Here is a 19,655-nt window from a genome sequence, read left to right on the forward strand (position 1 = left end):
TGTATTGTGAACATATTTTCTCCAATGGGGACTCGTGAAATTGCAGCATTCGCGAGCCTCAAATCACCAACAGGCCTTAAAGTGCTATATCTAAACAATAAAAGTATGAATGAGGGCTCGGCGAAAACGCCGCGACCGACGCAAATTCACAAATAGCCGAACACCTAAAAGGCTATTTTGCCGCAATCACTGCGCGCTGCGTCATGACTCTAACCAAATGCGCACGATATTCTGGTGAACCGTGCATGTCGCCCAGCATCCCATCTGCGCTGATTGATATGCCATCTAACGCCGAGGCTGCGAACTCTTGGTTCAGTGATGTTTCGGCATCTGTCCATCGAAACACGCCTTCTTCGGAGGCGCCGGTTACGGCAACCCGCACACCATCAGCAAATTTCGCGACGAAAGCGCCCACGAGCGCAAAGCGTGACGCAGGCTGTACGAATTTTTGGTAATTCGCGACCTCAGGCACAGGAAAACGGACTTCAATAATGATTTCGCCGTCATCAAGTGCGGTTTCAAACATCCCTTGAAAATAGTCGTCCGCAGGGATTTCGCGCGCGTTCGTGACAATGATCGCGCCAGATCCAAGTGCAGCGGCAGGATAGCAGGCCGACGGATCATTATTCGCAAGCGAGCCGCCAATAGTGCCACGATTGCGCACCGCCGGGTCTCCGATATGGCTCGCCAAAGCCGCGAGCCCCGGAAACTGCCCCACCCCATTCGCCACTGCGGCATGTGTTGTCGCGCCGCCAATGCAGATCTGCCCAGCGTCATTGGTGCAAATGCCCTGCATCTCTGGGATCGCCGTCAAGCTGATCAGCTTCTCGGGCATAGCAAGCCGCGCCTTTAGCGTCGGGATAAGCGTTTGCCCGCCGGACAGCGCCTGCGCTTCGTCATTTTCAAGCGCAGAAACTGCGGCAGCGATGGTAGAAGGTCGTTCGATTTCAAACGCATACATTTGATTAGCCCCTACTCTGCCGCGATTGCGCTGACGTCTTGGCCAGAAGCGGCAAAGATCGCTTTGACGATATTATGATAGCCGGTACAGCGACAGATATTCCCTTCGAGATAGTCACGAATTTCGACCTCGGTCGGTTTTGGGTTTTCTTTCAACAATGCAGAAGCGGACATCACCATACCTGGCGTACAAAATCCGCATTGCAGGCCGTGGTGGTCTTGGAATGCCTGCTGAATCCGGTTGAGCGTCCCGTCTGCCGCTGCCTGACCTTCAATCGTTGCGACATTTGCACCTTCGGCCTCGACCGCGAACATCGTGCAGGATTTCACGGCATCACCATTCACATGCACCACACATGCGCCGCATTGCGATGTGTCACAGCCCACGTGTGTTCCGGTTAATCGCAAATCATTGCGAAGCAGATCAACAAGAAGGGTCCGGTCTTCCACGTCTTTCGACACGGATTGTCCATTCACGATCATGGTTACCGTTGTCATCGTTTCCTCCGGAGTATGCCCTAAGCTGGGCCAAGTTAATCATGGACCAGCCAGATTGAGAACCGTAAATATCATGCGCGCCAAAGTTACTTACAACGCTGTTTTACGAAGCTTTTGGGTGATCTGCGCCATGATGCTCACCGCGATTTCTGCAGGATGACGTCCCCCAAGGTCAAGGCCCACTGGGGCATGAATGCGCGCAAGGTCATCGTCAGAGAACCCTACCTCTTTTAGCCGTGCGATACGTTTCGCATGGGTGCGGGTGGACCCAAGGCAACCAAGATAAAACACTTCTGATTCCAATGCGGTCACAATAGCGGGGTCATCCAGTTTCGGATCGTGGGTCAGTGTGACAACCGCCGTACGCGCATCAAGCTTAAGCGCGCGCAGCGCCGCATCAGGCCATTCGTTGACAATTTCCTCATCTGGAAAACGGGCCTCAGAACCAAAGGCCGAACGCGGATCGATTAGGATCGGTAGGTAGCCACAAGCGCGGGCCATCGCGACCAATGGTTGCGCGATGTGAACGGCCCCGACCACCACCAAGCGAAGCGGCGGGTTATGGATCGCAACAAAGGTTCTCCCATCATCTTCGATCCCTGATTGATCCAGCCGAAACCGATTGGGATAGGAATCCGATCCGGCCAAACGCGGCTGTCCCGCTTCAAGGTCGGTGATATATGCAACCGGCTCAGCCTGATCTCTGGCTGACACCAATCGTTCAAGGACTTCAACAGGCAATGCCTTACCGACTGGTTCGACTAATATTTTGATTTCACCACCACATGCCAGACCCACCGCAAAGGCATCGTCATCGCTGACGCCGAAGTCGAGCACGCGCGGTTTACCATCATTCACGGCTTCGATCGCTTCGGTAATCACGGCACCTTCTACGCAACCGCCGGAAACTGACCCTTCGATTGCGCCGTCAGCGTCGATCACCAACTGGCTTCCAACTGGGCGCGGGGCCGAGCCCCAGGTTTGCACAACGGTCGCAATTGCGACTCCACGCCCTGCCCGGTGCCATTCCAACGCAAGTTTTGGCAAGTCAGTGATCAAATCTGTCATTTTGAACGAATAATCCTAGTTAGAAAGAAATTGTTTTTAGCCGAACGCAAATCGACGAACGCGACGCAATCACGATCAAACAGGTCTTTGGCGTATTGCGCAACAGCTTCGCTCTTTGTGATTTGCTTAGTGCCGTAAGCTATCCGGTGATCGCCGCTGTAGGCTTTCACAAGGAATGTCAGAAATTCGCAAAAACCCCACCTGAGATCGTCCGGTCAGCATGTTATACGACTACCGCCTGATCATACGCGAGAAAACTGAGTGTCATGTGACATTCTACCCATTGATAGGCAGAATCTAGCCAACCTCGCCCCGCCCGGGCGACCCTAAAATTGCGCACCCAATGGTAGTAAATCCCGGCCGCCCGTTATGCATACGTGCGCAAAACCCTCTATTTTTGAACATTGGATCAAAAACGAACACAACCATAAGATAAAAAACAGTTTTAATCAGGAAAAGGAACAATTAAGTGGTTTGCACTACCCAGTTCTGCCTTATTGCACGGGTAAAGTTAGACGAGTAACGCCCACGTTGGGCACAAGGACGAATGAATGGTCGATCGACAGCTATCTTTTGAGACAAATCTTACGAATCTTTCGCACAATGCCTGGCTAGCTAAGATCGACGATGTTTGCGAAGACTTCGGCTTTTTCGAACAACTTGGCACGGATCATTTCGTTGGCTTCTTAGAGGCCGGCAACAACCTTTTGGTCACGTTCGAGAATACCCAAAATGTGCGCAACCATAATGCGCGATCGGAACCCCGCGGTTTCACCTATACCCGGCACGAAGGCTGGTCGCATTTGGCACTGTTTTCTTCAAAAGAAAGCTGGTTCCGCGACGGAGCCGTATTTGATTTCTTTGATCGCATGGTCGACGACGCATTTTTCGAAGATTTTGAAAAGATCGTCTTTTACGGGGCCGACGGCGGCGGATACGCAGCTGCCGCATTTTCGGTCGCCGCACCGGGATCAACTGTTGTTGCTTTGCGCCCGCAAGCAACGCTCGAGGCAGCAAGCACCGGTTGGGACACCCGCTATCGCAACCATCGCCGATTAGATTTCACCGGACGCTATGGATACGCCCCCGAGATGGTCGAAGGCGCCGAAGACGTCTTTATCGCCTTTGATCCCATGGAGAGGTTAGACGCCAGTCACGCTGCGCTGTTTCGCCAGCCGCATGTCACCCTTCTGCCCTGCCCCTTTATGGGGGCAAACCTTGATCAGGCGTTTGATCGGCTTGGTATTCTGGACGTTACTTTGAAACTAGCGATGGATGGATCGCTGAATGCAAGACGGTTTAACCAGCTACTTCGCACACGGCGCTATGACGACACCTATGCAATTGATCTTATCGGTCATTTGATCGAGGCGAACCACTCACGCCTTGCCCGTGTCATCTGCGAGTACAAAATACAGCGCAGTAAAAACCCATTCTACGCCAAGACATTAGCTGACCTGACGTAGCGAAAGTTGTTCTTAAAGACCGTAAACGTCGCGGAATACGTGACGTACGATATCTTGGCGCGCAATGCCCATCTCAGCTAGCTGGATGTCGCTAAGTGCTTCAAGACGGCGCACTTCGTGGCTGCGGTCTTGTGCTTCGATAATGCGGCTAAAGGCTGATGCAATGCTTGCCCCTACTTTGGACAGAATGCCAGTTTGAGGTTGTGCAGATACGGTATCAGTAAAAAAGGCCATCGTAAGCTCCTATCAGGTGCATTTCCTATGCACCCAATATACGTCACTTATGTTGACCTAAAACCGACAATGCTGCATTGCCGCATTGCGTCTGCCGCATGGCATCACTCGGAAGCGTTACGACCGTCGATGAATCTTTTGATCGCTTCAACGATGCGTGTGCCAAAATAGCCAAGAACACCACCAGCAACGACCCAAAACGCTGTACCGCTATACAAGATAGCAGAGGCAATGCCCGCGATCAGCATTGCAACCATAAAGGCAACCAGTCGCTTTTCGGTTTCAGCGATCGCAATGTGCTCTTCGATTCCCTTGATCATAGGCGCAATGATGGTTTCGATTTGCGGCGTCAGAAATCCCGCAGCGGCGGCAATGATAAAACCAAGCATTTGGTCTCTCCGTTTCATTAAGAAATGTTAAGGGGTTATATCAGTATCTATACTGCAAACTGCAAGGGTTAACACAAGACCTATGGCCTTGGCGCGCACAACGGTGTAACCCAGCAACATGCCTGAAAAAGACCTTACAACGCTAACGATCCGCCGCCCAGACGACTGGCACCTGCACCTTCGTGACGGGAATATGCTGCGGGCAGTCCTGCCTGAAACAGCGCGCCACTTTGGTCGCGCGATCATTATGCCAAACCTTGTTCCGCCTGTTGTGACGGCAGCACAAGCATCTGCATACCGTGAACGGATTATGGCCGCACTGCCCGATGGCATGCAGTTTGAACCGCTGATGACGCTGTATCTGACCGAAACAACAGACCCGGCCGATGTGCGGGCCGCGTTTGAAAGCGGGATCGCCAAAGCTGTCAAACTTTACCCAGCTGGCGCCACGACCAACTCTGCATCTGGTGTGCGTGATTTTGAAAAAGTCCGCCCAGTACTAGATACCATGGCCGAAATCGGCATGCCGCTATGTGTGCATGGCGAGGTAACCGACAGCAGCATCGACATCTTTGACCGTGAAGCAGTATTCATCGACAAGGTCCTCAAGCCCCTGCGCAAGAAGGTGCCTGATCTAAAAGTCGTGATGGAACATGTCACGACCGAGGACGCGGTTGATTACGTGCGCGATAATCACAAAAACCTCGCGGCGACGATCACGACGCACCATTTGATTATCAATCGGAACCATATTCTGGCTGGCGGCATCAAACCACATTACTACTGTTTGCCCGTCGCAAAACGCGAAGCGCATCGTGTTGCACTGGTACAAGCCGCTGTTTCCGGTGATCAGCGTTTCTTCCTTGGAACGGATAGTGCACCGCATACGGACCCGAACAAGCTTCAGGCGTGCGGTTGTGCAGGCATCTTTACTGCGCCCAATACAATGTCGTGCCTTGCCGAAGTATTCGCGGCCGCCGGGCAGCTAAAGAAACTCGAGGCGTTTGCATCGCTTAATGGTCCTCGCTTTTATGGCTTACCGCCAAGCGAACAAACCATCACGCTCCATAAAGGTGACCCGGTCACCTACCCCACACATATCGCCACAGATGACGGCCCGGTCACCGTATTTGACCCAGGGTTTGATCTGCACTGGCGCGTCGAAGTCTGATTTGCCGGCGAACCCGGCCCAACCAACAAAATAGCTATAGGTCCTCGTAATGATCCCTACCTCCTTCCCGACCAAAGAAGAAATCGCACGCCTGACCGCCGGAATGCTGATCGAGATCGGCGCGATTGATTTCAATGCAAAGGAACCGTTCACGCATGCGTCGGGCAAGCAGGCACCAACATATGTTGATTGCCGCAAGCTGATCTCGTTTCCGCGCATTCGTTCGACGCTTATGGATTTCATGGCCGTTTCGATCATGCGCGAAGCTGGGTTCGAAGCATTCGATAACATTGCTGGCGGTGAGACTGCGGGTATCCCGTTCAGCGCATTGGTTGCCGAACGCCTTGCGCTGCCGATGACATATGTCCGCAAAAAGCCCAAAGGCTATGGTCGAAACGCCCGTATCGAGGGTGTGATGACTGAAGGACAACGCGTTCTATTGGTCGAAGATCTGACCACTGATGGCGGATCAAAGCTTTCGTTCGTTGACGCGATCCGTGAAACTGGCGCGACATGCAGCGCGACTGCTGTCATCTTTTACTATGGTATCTTTGACGGTGTTGAAAAAACGCTGGCGGATCACGGCGTACAACTGATTAGCCTGTGCACATGGTGGGATGTTTTGGCCGAGGCCAAAGCACGCGGTGTCTATGATGCAGCCACACTAGCAACAGTCGAAGCATATCTGCGTGATCCGGCTGGGTGGAAACCCGCCTGATCTTATCCACAGGCTGTGTATAAAATATCATAGATATAGCGTACGCAGCCTTGGACCATTCCACATATTGGTAAAAATTCGGAATCCTGCTATCAAAGCAGGACTTATCCGCATTGATCCACAGAATGCGCACTAGTCAGCTTTGCGCGCACCCTGCTAGAACCCCACGATGAATTGGTGAGAGTCGACAATGAACGAAATTACGACATTCAATGCGTCCGGCGTCGAGGAAACTACGACAAATCTAATGCCCCACTCGACCGAGGCTGAACAACAGCTTTTGGGTGCAATTCTGACCAACAACGATATCTTTGATCGCGTGGCTTCGGTCGTTGGACCAAAGCACTTTTATGATCCCGTGCACGCCCGCATCTTTGAAACGGCTGCAGCACGGATCGCAAAAAACGCGCTCGCCAGCCCCGTTACGCTGAAGGCATTTCTCGAAGATGACGAAGGCCTGAAAGAGCTGGGCGGTCCGGCTTATCTGGCCCGTCTTGCTGGTGCTGCGATTTCCGCCTTTGCTGCGCGTGACTATGCACAGATGATCTATGATCTGGCAGTCCGCCGCGAATTGATCAAAGTTGGCCGCGATATTTCCGACAAGGCCGCGCGGGTCGAAGTCGACTCTGAGCCAAAAGAACAGATCGTAGAGGCCGAACAGGCGCTTTATAACTTGGCCGAACAAGGCACCTCAGAAAGCGGTTTCCAGTCGTTCCTACGCGCCGTGACCGAGGCGGTGAACGTTGCTAACACTGCCTACCAACGTGAAGGTGGGCTTGCGGGGATCTCGACCGGGCTTGTCGATCTTGATGGGAAACTCGGTGGCCTGCACAAGTCCGACCTTTTGATCCTTGCTGGTCGTCCATCGATGGGTAAGACCTCGCTTGCGACAAACATCGCTTACAACGTCGCCAAGGCCTATCAGCGCGGTAAGATGCCTGATGGAACCGAAGGTGCCGTCGACGGTGGCGTCGTTGGGTTCTTCTCACTCGAGATGAGCGCCGAACAGCTAGCTGGTCGTATCCTTGCGGAAGCAGCAGAGATTTCGTCACACAAGATCCGTCAGGGTGACATGACCGAAGGCGAGTTCCGTCGCTTTGTGGATGCTGCGAAAAGTCTAGAGTCGTGCCCATTGTTCATCGATGACACCGCCGCGATCCCGATTTCGCAGCTGTCTGCTCGCGCGCGACGCCTCAAGCGGACGCATGGCCTTGACCTGTTGATCGTCGACTATCTTCAGCTGGTGCGCGGCACTTCTGAAAACCGGGTACAGGAAATTGGTGAAATCTCGATGGGCCTAAAGGCCATCGCAAAGGAATTGAACATTCCTGTGATCGCCCTATCCCAGCTGTCGCGTCAGGTGGAAAGCCGCGAAGATAAACGCCCACAGCTATCTGACCTTCGTGAATCGGGTTCGATCGAGCAGGACGCCGACGTTGTTATGTTCGTTTACCGTGGTGAATATTACACCGAACGTGAAAAGCCCGATGATGCGAACATGGAAGCAATCGCTGCTTGGCAAGAAAAAATGTCGAGCCTTCACGGCAAAGCCGAAGTCATCGTAGGCAAACAGCGTCACGGTCCGATTGGTACGGTCGAGCTTGCGTTTACAGCCGAGTTCACCCGCTTTGGTGACCTTGTTAAGCCGTGGCAAAGCAACGCCGTTGAAGAATACTAATTCCTCAGTGGCGGGGAAAACCTGACCCAAGGTCACCTTGTCAGAGCCCAATACAACTCGGATGAATGGTCTAACGATTATTCTGGGAGGTCTTTCAATTGACCTGCCACGCGAGCTTTGGGACGGTATTGGGATGGCAATTGAATTCGTGAAGTCTGCGAAGCGCATCGCGTTTGAGAAATCCTTGTTACTTGTCGTAGCTCTCTTCGTCGGTGGCGCATTTTCATTCGTTCTGTTTAGCGGCATCACCCAAGAGATAATCGTAAAGCTCGCGTCAGCAATTGCGGTTATGATTGCCGCTTTCATGACAATCGCAATTCTTCTGGACATAAATAGGGTTCTTGCTGATGGCCGCGATTGGCGCGTGATCATCAATGATGAAATGTTGTCATGGGAATCCCCGGTCCCCGAAGTGATGAAACCATTTCAGCTTGCGCTCACCGAGATCGACAAGACACGCTTTACGGTCACACACTTCAGAAACAGCAAAAGAACGCCCGACAAGAAGTGGGAAATCATTCTACGCAATGGACACCCGATGAAGATCGACGGCCAAAGCTCTGGCATCAACCCCCACAAGGTTTTCACTGCGCTTGAGACCAAAGGGATCACATTCGAAAAGATCAGCGAACGCAAAGGGTCTGGCATCAAAAGTAGCGGGTGACGCCCCTTACTCGGCTGGGTCTTTGGGCTTAGGCTTTAGGAATGGGTGAATGAACTGTTTCCAGTACCCACGTGGGACATCATCACCAACGACCCCATATTCATCGGGCCACCGATCTTCTGGCAGGTGATGGGTCCCGAACAGCCAATCGTAAATTGGGAAATGTGAAGCATAGTTGATATCAATCGCTTCACGGTCGGACCCATGGTGCCAATGGTGGAATCGGGGCGTGACAAAGAACCGCTCAATGAAACCAAGCTTCCATCCGATGTTTGCGTGAATAAAGCTTGAGTAGAAGTAAACCACCAGAAGATAGGCTTGGATCGCTTCGGGCTTAAAACCGAGTGTAAACATCGGCACAGCGGTCAGCCCGCGAAGCACAGCGATTTCCATGATGTGCATGCGTGCCCCTGCCAGCCAGTCCATCTTTTTCGTGGAATGATGCACCGCATGAAAACGCCACAGAACCGGAAAAGTATGGAACGCGCGATGCACCCAGTATTGCACGAAATCCGTGGCCATCATGATGATCACAACCTGCATAAAGAACGGAAGCTGGGTGATGTAGAGCCGGACTTCGTCCAGACGTACCGAGGCATTCACATAGTTCGCAGGCGCGAGCGTAAGAAATCCCAAGACCTGGACCAGCATAGAACTGACAAGGTAATAGAACATATCCTCGCGCCACTCGGTACGGAACACCGTTTGTTCGGGACGCGCCGGAAAGAAACGTTCGAGCGGCACAAACAAGAATCCGACGATCAGTACATTGATGATGAAATAGTCCAAGCCAAAGTAAACGCTTTGCGGTGTCGAAGTGGCAATCTGTGGCTGCGTTGTCGCCATGAGAGACGCAATTACCGATACCGCCAAAGCGGCCCAGCCCAATGATTTGCGCTGGCTTAGAATCAAACTCACCAATGACAGCGTGTACCCCGCCAAGAGCGTAAACCGCAAAAACGCGGTAACCACGCCGCTGTCTTGGATGAAGGCGATTTCCGGATAGGAGAAAGTCTCAGGAAACCAGCGCAATAGGACAATCAATAATCCCGCAATCGCGGCCAAGAGAGCAAGCGAGCCGGATAACCAGCCGCTGCCAAATGGGCGTTCTTCGCGCGGTGTTTCTAGCTGCGTGATTATTTTTCTAAAGATATTCAAAGAGTGCCTCGTGGAAAATTTCAGCTGATCCTAAAACTGCGATTAGCATTCCGCAGGGTAAGGAATACCCTAACCCTTTGCCAAGCGGCATTTTTCCGCCTATTCGCCTGACCATTGCATCAAAACCACGGTCTGGGCGAATTGCGACATCACGCCCAACTTAAACCTCTTGCCGCAATGCCTGCCCCCTGCCAAAAGGTCCGTATGAGTACAGGACGCCTAACTATCGACTTAGACGCCGTCGTCGCCAACTGGCGCGCACTAGACGGCATGACGAATTGCAAGACTGCCGCCGTGGTCAAAGCTGACGCTTACGGCGTCGGTGCAGAGAACGTGTCAAAGGCCCTGTTTAAAGCAGGCGCCCGCAAATTCTTTGTCGCGGTCGCAGAAGAGGCCGTAGTGCTTCGCGAAGCTTTAGGGCCAGGCCCAGAAATCTCTGTATTTTCAGGGCATATGCGCGGCGATACTGATCTAATTCGCGAACTAAATCTGACACCAATGCTGAACTCTGTTGAACAGATGACTCAGCACTTTGAAACGCTACCCGGTCATTCGTTTGGTATTCAAATTGACACCGGTATGAACCGTCTTGGGATGGAACCCCAAGAATGGGGTGCAGTCGCAGATTTGGTTCTGGCCCAAGGCCCAAAATTGGTGATGAGCCATCTGTCCTGTGCGGATGAACCCGACCATCCAATGAACCCGCATCAGCTTGACGTGTTTAAGCAACTGACTGATGGCATTAACGTGCCACGTTCGCTTGCAGCGACGGGCGGTATTCTGTTGGGCCCTGATTATCACTTTGATCTGACCCGTCCGGGTATTGGTCTGTATGGTGGACTACCGTTCGAACAGGCCACTCCTGTAATTGAGCTTGAACTACCTGTCGTACAAATCCGTGACGTCGCCGAGGGCGAAGTCGTGGGTTACGGCAATAGCTGGCAAGCTGAACGCCCATCACGCGTTGCAACCGTTTCAGGCGGTTACGCAGATGGCATTTTCCGTATGCTTTCCGACAAGGCAACGCTGTACCACAGTGACAAGCCCTGCCCGTTGATCGGGCGCGTTTCCATGGACCTGTTGACGATTGATGTCACCGACCTTTCTGAGGACCCAGAGCGCCTGACGCTTATCGGCCCACAGCAAAGCCTCGACGCTCTCGCTGCGAAGGCAGGAACCATCGGATACGAAGTTTTGACACAGCTTGGTGCGCGCTATAACCGCCGCACATACGGCAAATAGATGCTGAACGTTCTTCGCGTCGCGAACCTCGCCCTTTTGATCCTGTTCCCAATCGCATGGTTTGCCCCTTTGATGCGCGCAGGCCTCTTGCCGGTATTTGGCCTGAGCGAGATCAGCGTCATTTCCGGGATGCAGTCGCTTTGGGACAGTGATGTCGCGCTGGCGCTGCTCGTGACGTTCTTTGCGCTATTTGCGCCCTACCTCAAAACAATTGGCCTTGCGATGATCCACTTCAACCTCATGCGCCGCAAGGTGCTACCTGTGTTGTCGTGGTTGGGCAAACTGGCGATGGCCGACGTATTCTTGATCGCGCTTTATATTGTCTTGGCCAAAGGTGTCGGCATCGGCAAAGTCGAAACGGCTTGGGGGCTCTATTTGTTCACGGCATGCATCTTAGCTTCGATCGTGATTTCGACACTGACAGCAAAGCGCAGCTAGCCCAATCAACAGGCCACCTTGCCCACGCGTCGCATTTGGTCCAAAAGGTGAACATGGCAAAAGAACTTAACTTCTCATGTTCGGAATGTGGCGCGTCCTTTGGCAAATGGTCTGGGCAATGCGACGCCTGCCAAGCATGGAACACCATCACCGAAAGCAAAGCGCTATCTAGCGGTCCAAAGGGTAAATCGCTGGGCGCAATTCGCGGCAAAACGATCCCCCTGACTGATCTTGATACCCAAGAGAAGGAACCACCCCGCACCCAAGCAGGCGTGGGCGAGCTGGATCGCGTGCTCGGTGGCGGGTTGGTTAAGGCCTCTGCCTTATTGGTTGGTGGCGACCCCGGCATCGGGAAATCGACGCTGCTGTTGCAGGCCGCTGCGCGGTTTGCCCGTAACGGGCTCAAGGTCGTGTACATCTCGGGCGAGGAATCAAACGCACAGGTGCAGATGCGCGCAAGGAGACTGGGACTAGAAAAAAGTCCTGTATTGCTCGCGTCTGAAACGAACCTGCGCGATATTCTGACGACGCTGGAAAACGAAAAACCTGATCTCGCGATCATCGATTCGATCCAAACAATGTGGGCCGACAACGTCGATAGCGCCCCCGGATCGGTTTCACAGGTCCGATCATCGGCGCATGAGCTGACCACATTTGCCAAACGCAACGGCATGGCCGTGATCATGGTCGGCCACGTCACCAAAGAAGGCGCAATCGCTGGCCCACGTGTTGTCGAACATATGGTCGATACCGTGCTCTATTTCGAAGGTGAGCGCGGACATCAGTTCCGTATTCTCCGCGCCGTTAAGAACCGTTTCGGTCCTGCTGACGAAATCGGTGTTTTTGAAATGACCGGCAAAGGACTGGCTGAAGTAAAGAATCCTTCTGCCCTCTTTTTGTCGGAACGCGGCAAGCCCGCACCCGGATCTGTGGTGTTTGGCGGCATCGAAGGGTCTCGTCCGATGCTTTGTGAGATCCAAGCACTTGTGGCTCCTTCGCCACACAGCCAACCACGCCGTTCAGTCGTCGGTTGGGATGGTGGACGGCTTGCTATGATCCTTGCGGTCCTTGAATCGCGGTGCGGTGTTCCGTTCACCGGATTGGACGTTTACCTCAACGTAGCAGGGGGTTTGCGCATTACTGAACCTGCAGCTGACCTTGCAGTTGCCGCTGCGTTAGTATCAGCCAGAGAGGACGCTGCCCTACCCGCAGAAGCTGTAATATTCGGGGAAATCAGCCTATCGGGTGCGCTCCGTCCTGTGGTCCAAACGGAAAATAGATTGAAAGAAGCCCAAAAACTTGGTTTTACAACGGCAATTATACCGCAACAGGCAAAACAGCCCGCGGTTGCCGGTCTGGGTCTGCGCCATGCGGATGACTTAGCCGGGTTTGTAGAAGAAGTATTTGGCGCCAGATAGCGCCGAGGCAGGAGACGGACCATGGAAGGCTTCACACTTGTCGACGCAGGCGTCGCCATTATCATCCTACTATCAGGCGTATTGGCATATAGCCGTGGCTTGGTACGCGAGGCGATGGCGATCTTGGGTTGGGTCGGCGCAACAATCGTCGCATTTATCTTTGCAGATCAGGTTGAACCGCTTGTGCGGCAAATCCCGATTTTGGGCGATTTCATCGGCGACAGCTGTGAGCTCGCAATCATCGCAGCCTTTGCTGCAGTCTTTGCTGTGGCCCTCGTTGTTGCGTCAATCTTTACGCCGCTGTTTTCAAGCGTCATTCAGCGTTCAGCGCTAGGTGGTGTCGATCAGGCACTTGGCTTCTTCTTTGGTGTCCTGCGCGGCATCTTGTTGATCGCTGTTGCGTTCTTTGTTTACGACACGATCTTTGCCTCGCAAGAGATCGCTGTGATTGACGATAGTCGCGCCGCCAAAGTCTTTAATCAACTGACTGGCAAGATTGAAGAACAGAACCCTGAAGAAGCATTGGGTTGGATCAAAGAGCAGTATCAACAGCTCGTTGGTTCGTGCGGCGCACCGGCTGAATAAATCAACCAACACACGAAATTCAAAAGCCACCGCTCTTTGCGGTGGCTTTTTTGCTTTAAACTGATGCGAAAATGAGATCACGCAGGCGTGCCTGCCATTTTCGCGCCATAGAAGTATGATCGTTTCGTGACACCATGCCCCCGACCCACTAAGAGGGAGGCAATCAAAGTAAACTCGGATTCGGAGCGGCCCCTTGTCCAATTATAATTCCCCAATCGACCCTTTTGATGACGACAAGTTACGCGAAGAGTGCGGCGTTTTCGGTGTGATTGGCGCCCCGGACGCTGCCAACTTTGTTGCCCTAGGGCTGCACGCGCTCCAGCACCGTGGTCAAGAGGCCGGTGGCATCGTAACCCACGACCCAAAGACTGGCTTTAACCAAGCACGTCGCATGGGTCTGGTTCGCGATAACTTTACTACCAATGACATGATGGCCATGCTTCCCGGTGATATTGGGGTCGGTCACGTACGGTATTCGACCACTGGTAGCAAAAGCCAGCACACGGCGATCCGCGATGTACAGCCATTCTTTGGCGAATTTTCGATGGGCGGCGCGGCTGTTGCGCACAACGGCAACCTTACCAATGCCATCGCCCTACGCCGTGATCTGATCGAGCGTGGCGCGATTTTCCACAGCACGTCAGACAGTGAGTGTATCATTCACCTGATGGCGCGTTCGATGGGCCGCACAATTCCTGACCGAATGAAAGAAGCGCTCCGCCAAGTTGAGGGCGCTTTTTCAATTGTGGCGATGACACGCAGCAAATTGATCGGTGTCCGTGACCCACTGGGCATTCGGCCGTTGGTTTTGGGAAAAGTCGGCGATGCCCATATCTTGTCGTCCGAAACCTGTGCGCTGGATATCATCGGCGCTGAATTCATCCGCGAAATCGAACCCGGCGAAATGGTTGTGATTTCAAGCGATGAAATCAAAAGCTACCGCCCATTCGAAGACAAAAAACCGCGTCCGTGTATCTTTGAGTATGTGTACTTCAGCCGTCCAGATTCTGTGATCGCTGGAAAATCTGTCTACGAAGTACGTCGTAACATCGGTAAAGAGCTGGCCCGCGAAGCCCCGGTTGAGGCGGACATGGTCTGCCCTGTTCCAGATAGCGGCACCCCGGCGGCGATCGGTTATAGCCAAGAAAGCGGTATCCCGTTCGAAATGGGCATTGTGCGTAACCAATACGTTGGCCGTACGTTCATCGAACCAACAGCGCAAATCCGTAACATGGGCGTTCGTCTAAAGCTAAACGTGAACCGCGAACTGATGCGCGGCAAGCGTGTTATCCTTGTTGACGACAGCGTTGTGCGTGGCACGACCAGCCGCAAGATCAAGGATATGGTTCTTGAGGCTGGTGCGGCAGAGGTCCACTTCCGCGTTGCCAGCCCACCAACTGTTTGGCCAGATTTCTACGGTGTCGACATGCCGAACCGTGAAGATCTGCTAGCTGCGCGCATGACCGAAGAAGAGATGTGTGAATACCTTGGCGTTGCCTCGTTGAAATTCGTTTCAATCGATGGCTTGTATCGTGCGGTTGGTGAACCTAACGGCCGCGACCCGAACAACCCCGCATACCATGACGCGGTGTTTACAGGTGATTATCCGGTCGCACCTTCCGACATGATTGCAAAAGGTTTCAAACCAAAATTCGCTGCTGAGTAAGCCATGACAACGGTCATCCATCACAACCCGGCCTGTGGCACGTCGCGTAATGTGTTGGCCGTTATCCGTGCTTCTGGGACGGAACCTATCGTCATTGAATATCTTGATACTGGTTGGACCCGTCCCCAGCTGCTGGCGCTTTTTGCCGCAGCTGACCTGACGCCTCGCACTGCGCTTCGCACCAGCAAGTCCCCTGCTGCCGAGCTTGGGCTACTTGACCCGAGCGTGAGCGACGATGCGATCCTTGATGCGATGTTGGAACACCCGGTTTTGGTCAATCGTCCTATCGTTTGCACGCCAAAAGGCGTGGCGCTGTGTCGTCCGTCTGAGACGGTACTGCCACTGCTTGAGATCGCGCTGACCGAACCTGTCTACAAAGAAGACGGGACCGAGATCGTGCGCCCCTAATTTCGCGTCACGTCACACACGATAACGTTACGTATAAGGGCTTTTCTTAATTCAAAGCCTCTGCCACTACCTGTCGATCAAAGTTAAAATCGACACGGTATTCAGTAAATGACAAACGACACACCCGCCAATGTGGCGGCCTCAGCGACTTTGCCTGATCTACTCACTTTGGATAACCTAACGGTCATCGGCGTCATGGCCGGACAAGCGCCCCCTGCGGCACTACTTCGTTCATCGCGCGGCGATATTGCACGCGTCTCGCCCGGTGAAAGCGCCTTTGGCGTGGTGATCGCAGCCATTGATGCCAACCAAGTTGTTCTGACAGACCGGATCGGTACGCAGCATGTCCTTGCAGTTCCGGGCAGCTAGGTCTTGACCTTGCGCGACAATCGCAGCACACCGCGCATATGACAAAGACAGCACTTATCACCGGCGCATCACGCGGCCTAGGCGCAGCATTAGCCAAGGCGCTTGCGCCGACGCACCATATCATCGCAGTCGGTAAAACCGTTGGCGCGCTGGAAGAGCTCGACGACGAGATCCAAGCGGCAGGTGGGCAAGCAACCCTTGCGCCGATGGACATCACCGTTGACGCAGCGATGCAGCAATTGTGCCGTGGCATATTTGACCGCTGGGGTAAGCTGGACCTATGGGTTCATACCGCCATTCACGCGGCACCACTGGCGCCAGCGGGTCACATCGGCCCTAAAGACCTTGCTAAGTCGCTATCTATCAACATCGAAGCCACATCGCGCCTGATTTCATATGTAGCGCCTTTGCTCGGCGAAACGGGCCAAGCCGTGTTCTTTGATGATCCACGTGGCGGAGATCGTTTCTTTGGTGCCTATGGCGCAACGAAAGCCGCACAGATCGCGCTCGCGCGTAGCTGGCAGGCAGAGTCGGTTAAGACAGGGCCAACCATTAAAATCCTAACGCCAGCGCCGATGCCGACCGCCACGCGCGCACGGTTCTTCCCCGGTGAAAGCCGCGATGAATTGGCTGACCCCAATTCCGAAGCTGCCCGCCTACTGCCCGAGATCCTGAACTAAGTGCTGCTTTCTGAGTCCTTTCAGCCACAGCACTGAAATCGCCACAATTGTATTGCCCCCACGGCTTGCCGCCCAAGGTTTGCTCGCCTAGGAACGTGATTAGCTGACTAGGGGCAACATAATGCGCATTCTTATTACCAACGACGACGGGATCAACGCGCCGGGGTTGAAGGTCTTGACTGACATCGCGCATGAAATCGCAGGGCCAGATGGCGAAGTATGGACTGTCGCGCCCGCATTCGAACAATCGGGCGTCGCGCATTGCATCAGCTACACCCACCCCACCATGATTGCCCAACTCGAAGAGCGCCGCTTTGCAGCAGAAGGATCGCCCGCTGACTGTGTCATCGCCGGGCTTTATGACGTGATGAAAGATACACGGCCCGATCTCGTGCTATCAGGTGTGAACCGCGGCAATAACGCGGCTGAGAACACAATGTATTCTGGTACCGTTGGTGGAGCGATGGAGGCCGCGTTGCAGGGCATTCCCGCAATCGCGCTTTCGCAATACTATGGCGCAGGAAATGCGACGCTCGACAATCCGTTCGATGCAGCCGCAGTCCATGGTGCCAAGGTGATCAAGACGTTACTCGACCCATCCTTGTGGGATGATGCTAATTACCGACTGTTTTACAACGTCAACTTTCCTCCGGTACGGGCTGCCGACGTAAAAGGGAAACGCGCAACAACCCAAGGGTTCCGCCCCAATACGAACTTCACAGCCGAGGCGCAGATGTCGCCGACTGGCCGCAGGTTTTTATGGGTCCGCGGGGGCGCACAACACGAACCGACTGCGCCCGGCACCGACGCCGCTGCAAATCTGGACGGCTACATTTCGGTTACGCCTATGCGCGCGGACTTGACCGACTATGATATGGTTGCCGCACTTGAGGACGTATTCTCGTGACTTTTGATGCCCCCACTAAGATGCAGTTCGTTTATGCCCTGCGCAGCAAAGGGATCACAGACCCCCGTGTTCTAACAGCAATGGAACAAGTCGACCGCGCTGCCTACATCAAAGGCGTCTTTGCGGAACGCGCCTATGAGGACATGCCCCTGCCGATCGCATGTGGGCAAACGATCAGCCAACCATCAGTTGTTGGGCTGATGACGCAGGCGCTCAAGATTAGCCCACGTGACAAGGTTCTCGAAATTGGAACGGGTTCTGGGTATCAGGCGGCGATCCTGTCCAAGCTGGCACGCCGTGTCTATACCATTGATCGCTTTCGCAGCCTTGTTCACGCTGCACGCGCGACGTTCGAAGAACAAGGCATCAGCAACATCACCACGTTTACAGCCGACGGAAGCCATGGGTTAACCGAACAGGCACCGTTTGACCGGATACTGCTGACGGCCGCAGCCGAAGACCCTCCTGGCCCGTTGCTTGCGCAATTGCGCGTTGGCGGCATCATGGTTTTACCCGTCGGTCAATCCGATACGGTACAAAGCTTGATCCGTGTGACCCGGCTTGAACATGGGTATGATTATGACGAATTACGCTCGGTTCGGTTTGTGCCCTTGCTTGAAGGGCTCGGACAAGAGTAAACAGGTAAGAAAATAAGGCACGACCCCGGCAACAAGGGGCGGCTAGGCATAAGGAGCGGTACGATGGCCAATGGGCAACGCACGGTAAAACGTATTCTAATGACGGGTGTAGCCTTGGCGGCACTCGCGGCTTGCGAAGACTTTGATCCAGATTTCCGTGATGTCGGGAACGGGTTCGACACCTCAAGTTCAGTCACAAATCTACCAAACCGGCCACGCCCGGATGATCGTGGTGTGATTTCATACCCCACCTATCAAGTCGTCGTAGCGCGCCAAGACGATACTATTCGCGGCATCGCGATCAGACTTGGCATCGATGCGAATGAGCTGGCCGAGTACAATGGCGTCGAGCCTGACGTCGTCCTGCGCCGCGATGAAATTATCGCCCTACCCGGTCGTGTCGCGGAACCGTCTTCAGCAACGGGGGCAACACAACCGTTTGATGTCACAGCGGTCGCGACAACCGCGCTTGATCGGGCCGAAGCAAATGGCGGTGCGGTAACAGCAACGCCGCTTGATCCCGCGCCGACAGCCGCTGCAGCCCCTACCCCAGCTCCTGCACAAGCCGCCCCCACCAAGGCGGAGCCAATTCGACATCAGGTTGCACGCGGCGAAACCGTTTATTCGATCTCGCGCCTTTATAACGTGCCGGTGACTTCGATCGCAGAATGGAACGGGCTGGACAGCGCATTCACTATTCGTCAGGGTCAATATCTTCTTGTCCCACAAGGTGGTTCACGCCCAGCAACAACAACGGCTGCACCTGCGCCCGCACCAACGCCTTCAACACCGGCAGTCACTGCTCCCGGTCAAGGCACAGCAACACCTGTCCCACCAAGCGCGTCTACGCCGCTACCCGCCCCGACACCCAGCACATCAGCGATACCGACACCTGCAGCGCCTGATCTGGGGAAAACAGCGGCACCAGCAGCATCAAACAGCGCACGCATGGTCCAACCTGTCCAAGGCAGCATCATCCGTGAATATGCCGCTGGCCGGAACGAAGGCATCGACATCGGCGCACCAGCTGGCACCGCTGTCAAAGCAGCTGATGCAGGTAGCGTCGCTGCTGTGACTGCAGACACAAGCGGTGGTTCCGTCGTCGTTATTAAGCACAGCGACGGCTTGTTGACGCTCTATACCCACCTCGACAGCCTCACCATTGAAAAGGGCGACACGGTCAGCCGTGGTCAAACTATTGGTAAGGTGCGTGCAGGCGACCCAAGCATGCTGCACTTTGAAGTCCGTCGCGGACTGCAAAGCGTCGATCCTTCTGGCTACCTGCCTTAATGGGCTAAAG

At 54.1% G+C, this 19,655-nt stretch carries 22 protein-coding genes; 16 read left to right on the forward strand and 6 right to left on the reverse strand.

Features of this window, described 5'->3' with window-relative positions:
• Positions 1 to 172 precede the first annotated feature (172 nt).
• The 3 genes from ACHUEV_RS04805 to ACHUEV_RS04815 all read right to left on the reverse strand — a co-directional run bounded on the left by ACHUEV_RS04805 (position 173) and on the right by ACHUEV_RS04815 (position 2,526).
• Positions 173 to 961, reverse strand: coding sequence for an FAD binding domain-containing protein (locus tag ACHUEV_RS04805; protein WP_394177921.1), 789 nt, complete (start codon positions 959 to 961; stop codon positions 173 to 175).
• An 11-nt stretch (positions 962 to 972) separates the two neighbouring features.
• Complete coding sequence (locus tag ACHUEV_RS04810) at positions 973 to 1,458, reverse strand: (2Fe-2S)-binding protein (protein ID WP_394177922.1); 486 nt, start codon at positions 1,456 to 1,458, stop codon at positions 973 to 975.
• A gap of 90 nt (positions 1,459 to 1,548) precedes the next feature.
• Positions 1,549 to 2,526, reverse strand: coding sequence for an XdhC family protein (locus ACHUEV_RS04815; RefSeq protein WP_394177923.1), 978 nt, complete (start codon positions 2,524 to 2,526; stop codon positions 1,549 to 1,551).
• A gap of 551 nt (positions 2,527 to 3,077) precedes the next feature.
• Between ACHUEV_RS04815 and ACHUEV_RS04820 the strand changes: the two genes are divergently transcribed.
• A complete protein-coding gene (locus ACHUEV_RS04820) occupies positions 3,078 to 3,992 on the forward strand; it encodes a phosphoadenosine phosphosulfate reductase (protein WP_394177924.1) in 915 nt (304 codons plus the stop codon).
• A 12-nt stretch (positions 3,993 to 4,004) separates the two neighbouring features.
• On the opposite strand, the gene ACHUEV_RS04825 is transcribed toward ACHUEV_RS04820, so the two are convergent.
• Both ACHUEV_RS04825 and ACHUEV_RS04830 read right to left on the reverse strand, forming a co-directional pair.
• A complete protein-coding gene (locus tag ACHUEV_RS04825; protein WP_394177925.1) occupies positions 4,005 to 4,226 on the reverse strand; it encodes a DUF1127 domain-containing protein in 222 nt (73 codons plus the stop codon).
• Positions 4,227 to 4,330: 104 nt separating this feature from the next.
• Positions 4,331 to 4,615 (reverse strand): hypothetical protein, encoded by a 285-nt coding sequence (locus ACHUEV_RS04830; RefSeq protein WP_394177926.1) that lies wholly within the window; start codon positions 4,613 to 4,615, stop codon positions 4,331 to 4,333.
• Positions 4,616 to 4,733: 118 nt separating this feature from the next.
• Between ACHUEV_RS04830 and pyrC the strand changes: the two genes are divergently transcribed.
• The 4 genes from pyrC (at position 4,734) to ACHUEV_RS04850 (ending at position 8,846) form a co-directional block, all read left to right on the forward strand.
• Complete coding sequence (pyrC, locus tag ACHUEV_RS04835; protein ID WP_394177927.1) at positions 4,734 to 5,786, forward strand: dihydroorotase; 1,053 nt, start codon at positions 4,734 to 4,736, stop codon at positions 5,784 to 5,786.
• Positions 5,787 to 5,835: 49 nt separating this feature from the next.
• Positions 5,836 to 6,504, forward strand: coding sequence for an orotate phosphoribosyltransferase (locus ACHUEV_RS04840; RefSeq protein WP_394177928.1), 669 nt, complete (start codon positions 5,836 to 5,838; stop codon positions 6,502 to 6,504).
• 190 nt (positions 6,505 to 6,694) lie between these two features.
• Complete coding sequence (locus ACHUEV_RS04845; protein ID WP_394177929.1) at positions 6,695 to 8,182, forward strand: replicative DNA helicase; 1,488 nt, start codon at positions 6,695 to 6,697, stop codon at positions 8,180 to 8,182.
• Between the two features lie 37 nt (positions 8,183 to 8,219).
• A complete protein-coding gene (locus ACHUEV_RS04850; protein WP_394177930.1) occupies positions 8,220 to 8,846 on the forward strand; it encodes a hypothetical protein in 627 nt (208 codons plus the stop codon).
• Positions 8,847 to 8,852: 6 nt separating this feature from the next.
• On the opposite strand, the gene ACHUEV_RS04855 is transcribed toward ACHUEV_RS04850, so the two are convergent.
• Positions 8,853 to 10,004: a sterol desaturase family protein gene (locus ACHUEV_RS04855; RefSeq protein ID WP_394177931.1), complete on the reverse strand. Its 1,152-nt coding sequence runs from the start codon at positions 10,002 to 10,004 to the stop codon at positions 8,853 to 8,855.
• 204 nt (positions 10,005 to 10,208) lie between these two features.
• Here ACHUEV_RS04855 and alr point away from each other — a divergent pair, with 204 nt between their 5' ends.
• The 11 genes from alr (at position 10,209) to ACHUEV_RS04910 (ending at position 19,645) form a co-directional block, all read left to right on the forward strand.
• The gene (gene alr, locus ACHUEV_RS04860) at positions 10,209 to 11,246 is read left to right on the forward strand and encodes an alanine racemase (protein ID WP_394177932.1); all 1,038 of its coding nucleotides are present in this window, start codon (positions 10,209 to 10,211) and stop codon (positions 11,244 to 11,246) included.
• Positions 11,247 to 11,684 carry a paraquat-inducible protein A gene (locus ACHUEV_RS04865; RefSeq protein ID WP_106744643.1) on the forward strand — a complete coding sequence of 146 codons (438 nt, stop codon included), beginning with the start codon at positions 11,247 to 11,249 and terminating at the stop codon, positions 11,682 to 11,684.
• A 53-nt stretch (positions 11,685 to 11,737) separates the two neighbouring features.
• Positions 11,738 to 13,102: a DNA repair protein RadA gene (gene radA / locus ACHUEV_RS04870; protein WP_394177933.1), complete on the forward strand. Its 1,365-nt coding sequence runs from the start codon at positions 11,738 to 11,740 to the stop codon at positions 13,100 to 13,102.
• A 21-nt stretch (positions 13,103 to 13,123) separates the two neighbouring features.
• A complete protein-coding gene (locus ACHUEV_RS04875; RefSeq protein WP_394177934.1) occupies positions 13,124 to 13,687 on the forward strand; it encodes a CvpA family protein in 564 nt (187 codons plus the stop codon).
• A 193-nt stretch (positions 13,688 to 13,880) separates the two neighbouring features.
• Entirely contained in the window at positions 13,881 to 15,353 is a 1,473-nt protein-coding gene (gene purF / locus ACHUEV_RS04880; protein WP_394177935.1) for an amidophosphoribosyltransferase, read from the forward strand.
• 3 nt (positions 15,354 to 15,356) lie between these two features.
• Positions 15,357 to 15,761 (forward strand): arsenate reductase (glutaredoxin), encoded by a 405-nt coding sequence (gene arsC / locus ACHUEV_RS04885; RefSeq protein ID WP_394177936.1) that lies wholly within the window; start codon positions 15,357 to 15,359, stop codon positions 15,759 to 15,761.
• 108 nt (positions 15,762 to 15,869) lie between these two features.
• On the forward strand, positions 15,870 to 16,130 hold the full coding sequence (locus ACHUEV_RS04890) for a hypothetical protein (RefSeq protein ID WP_394177937.1): 261 nt from the start codon (positions 15,870 to 15,872) through the stop codon (positions 16,128 to 16,130).
• A 38-nt stretch (positions 16,131 to 16,168) separates the two neighbouring features.
• Positions 16,169 to 16,810: an SDR family NAD(P)-dependent oxidoreductase gene (locus tag ACHUEV_RS04895; protein ID WP_394177938.1), complete on the forward strand. Its 642-nt coding sequence runs from the start codon at positions 16,169 to 16,171 to the stop codon at positions 16,808 to 16,810.
• Between the two features lie 121 nt (positions 16,811 to 16,931).
• A complete protein-coding gene (surE, locus tag ACHUEV_RS04900) occupies positions 16,932 to 17,717 on the forward strand; it encodes a 5'/3'-nucleotidase SurE (protein WP_394177939.1) in 786 nt (261 codons plus the stop codon).
• Complete coding sequence (locus tag ACHUEV_RS04905) at positions 17,714 to 18,355, forward strand: protein-L-isoaspartate(D-aspartate) O-methyltransferase (RefSeq protein WP_394177940.1); 642 nt, start codon at positions 17,714 to 17,716, stop codon at positions 18,353 to 18,355. Before surE ends, ACHUEV_RS04905 begins: the two co-directional genes overlap by 4 nt.
• Positions 18,356 to 18,418: 63 nt before the next feature.
• Entirely contained in the window at positions 18,419 to 19,645 is a 1,227-nt protein-coding gene (locus ACHUEV_RS04910; protein WP_394177941.1) for a peptidoglycan DD-metalloendopeptidase family protein, read from the forward strand.
• The last annotated feature ends 10 nt before the right edge of the window (positions 19,646 to 19,655 follow it).

It is taken from the genome of Yoonia maritima (assembly GCF_043641945.1).
GTDB classification, from domain to species: Bacteria; Pseudomonadota; Alphaproteobacteria; order Rhodobacterales; family Rhodobacteraceae; genus Yoonia; species Yoonia maritima_B.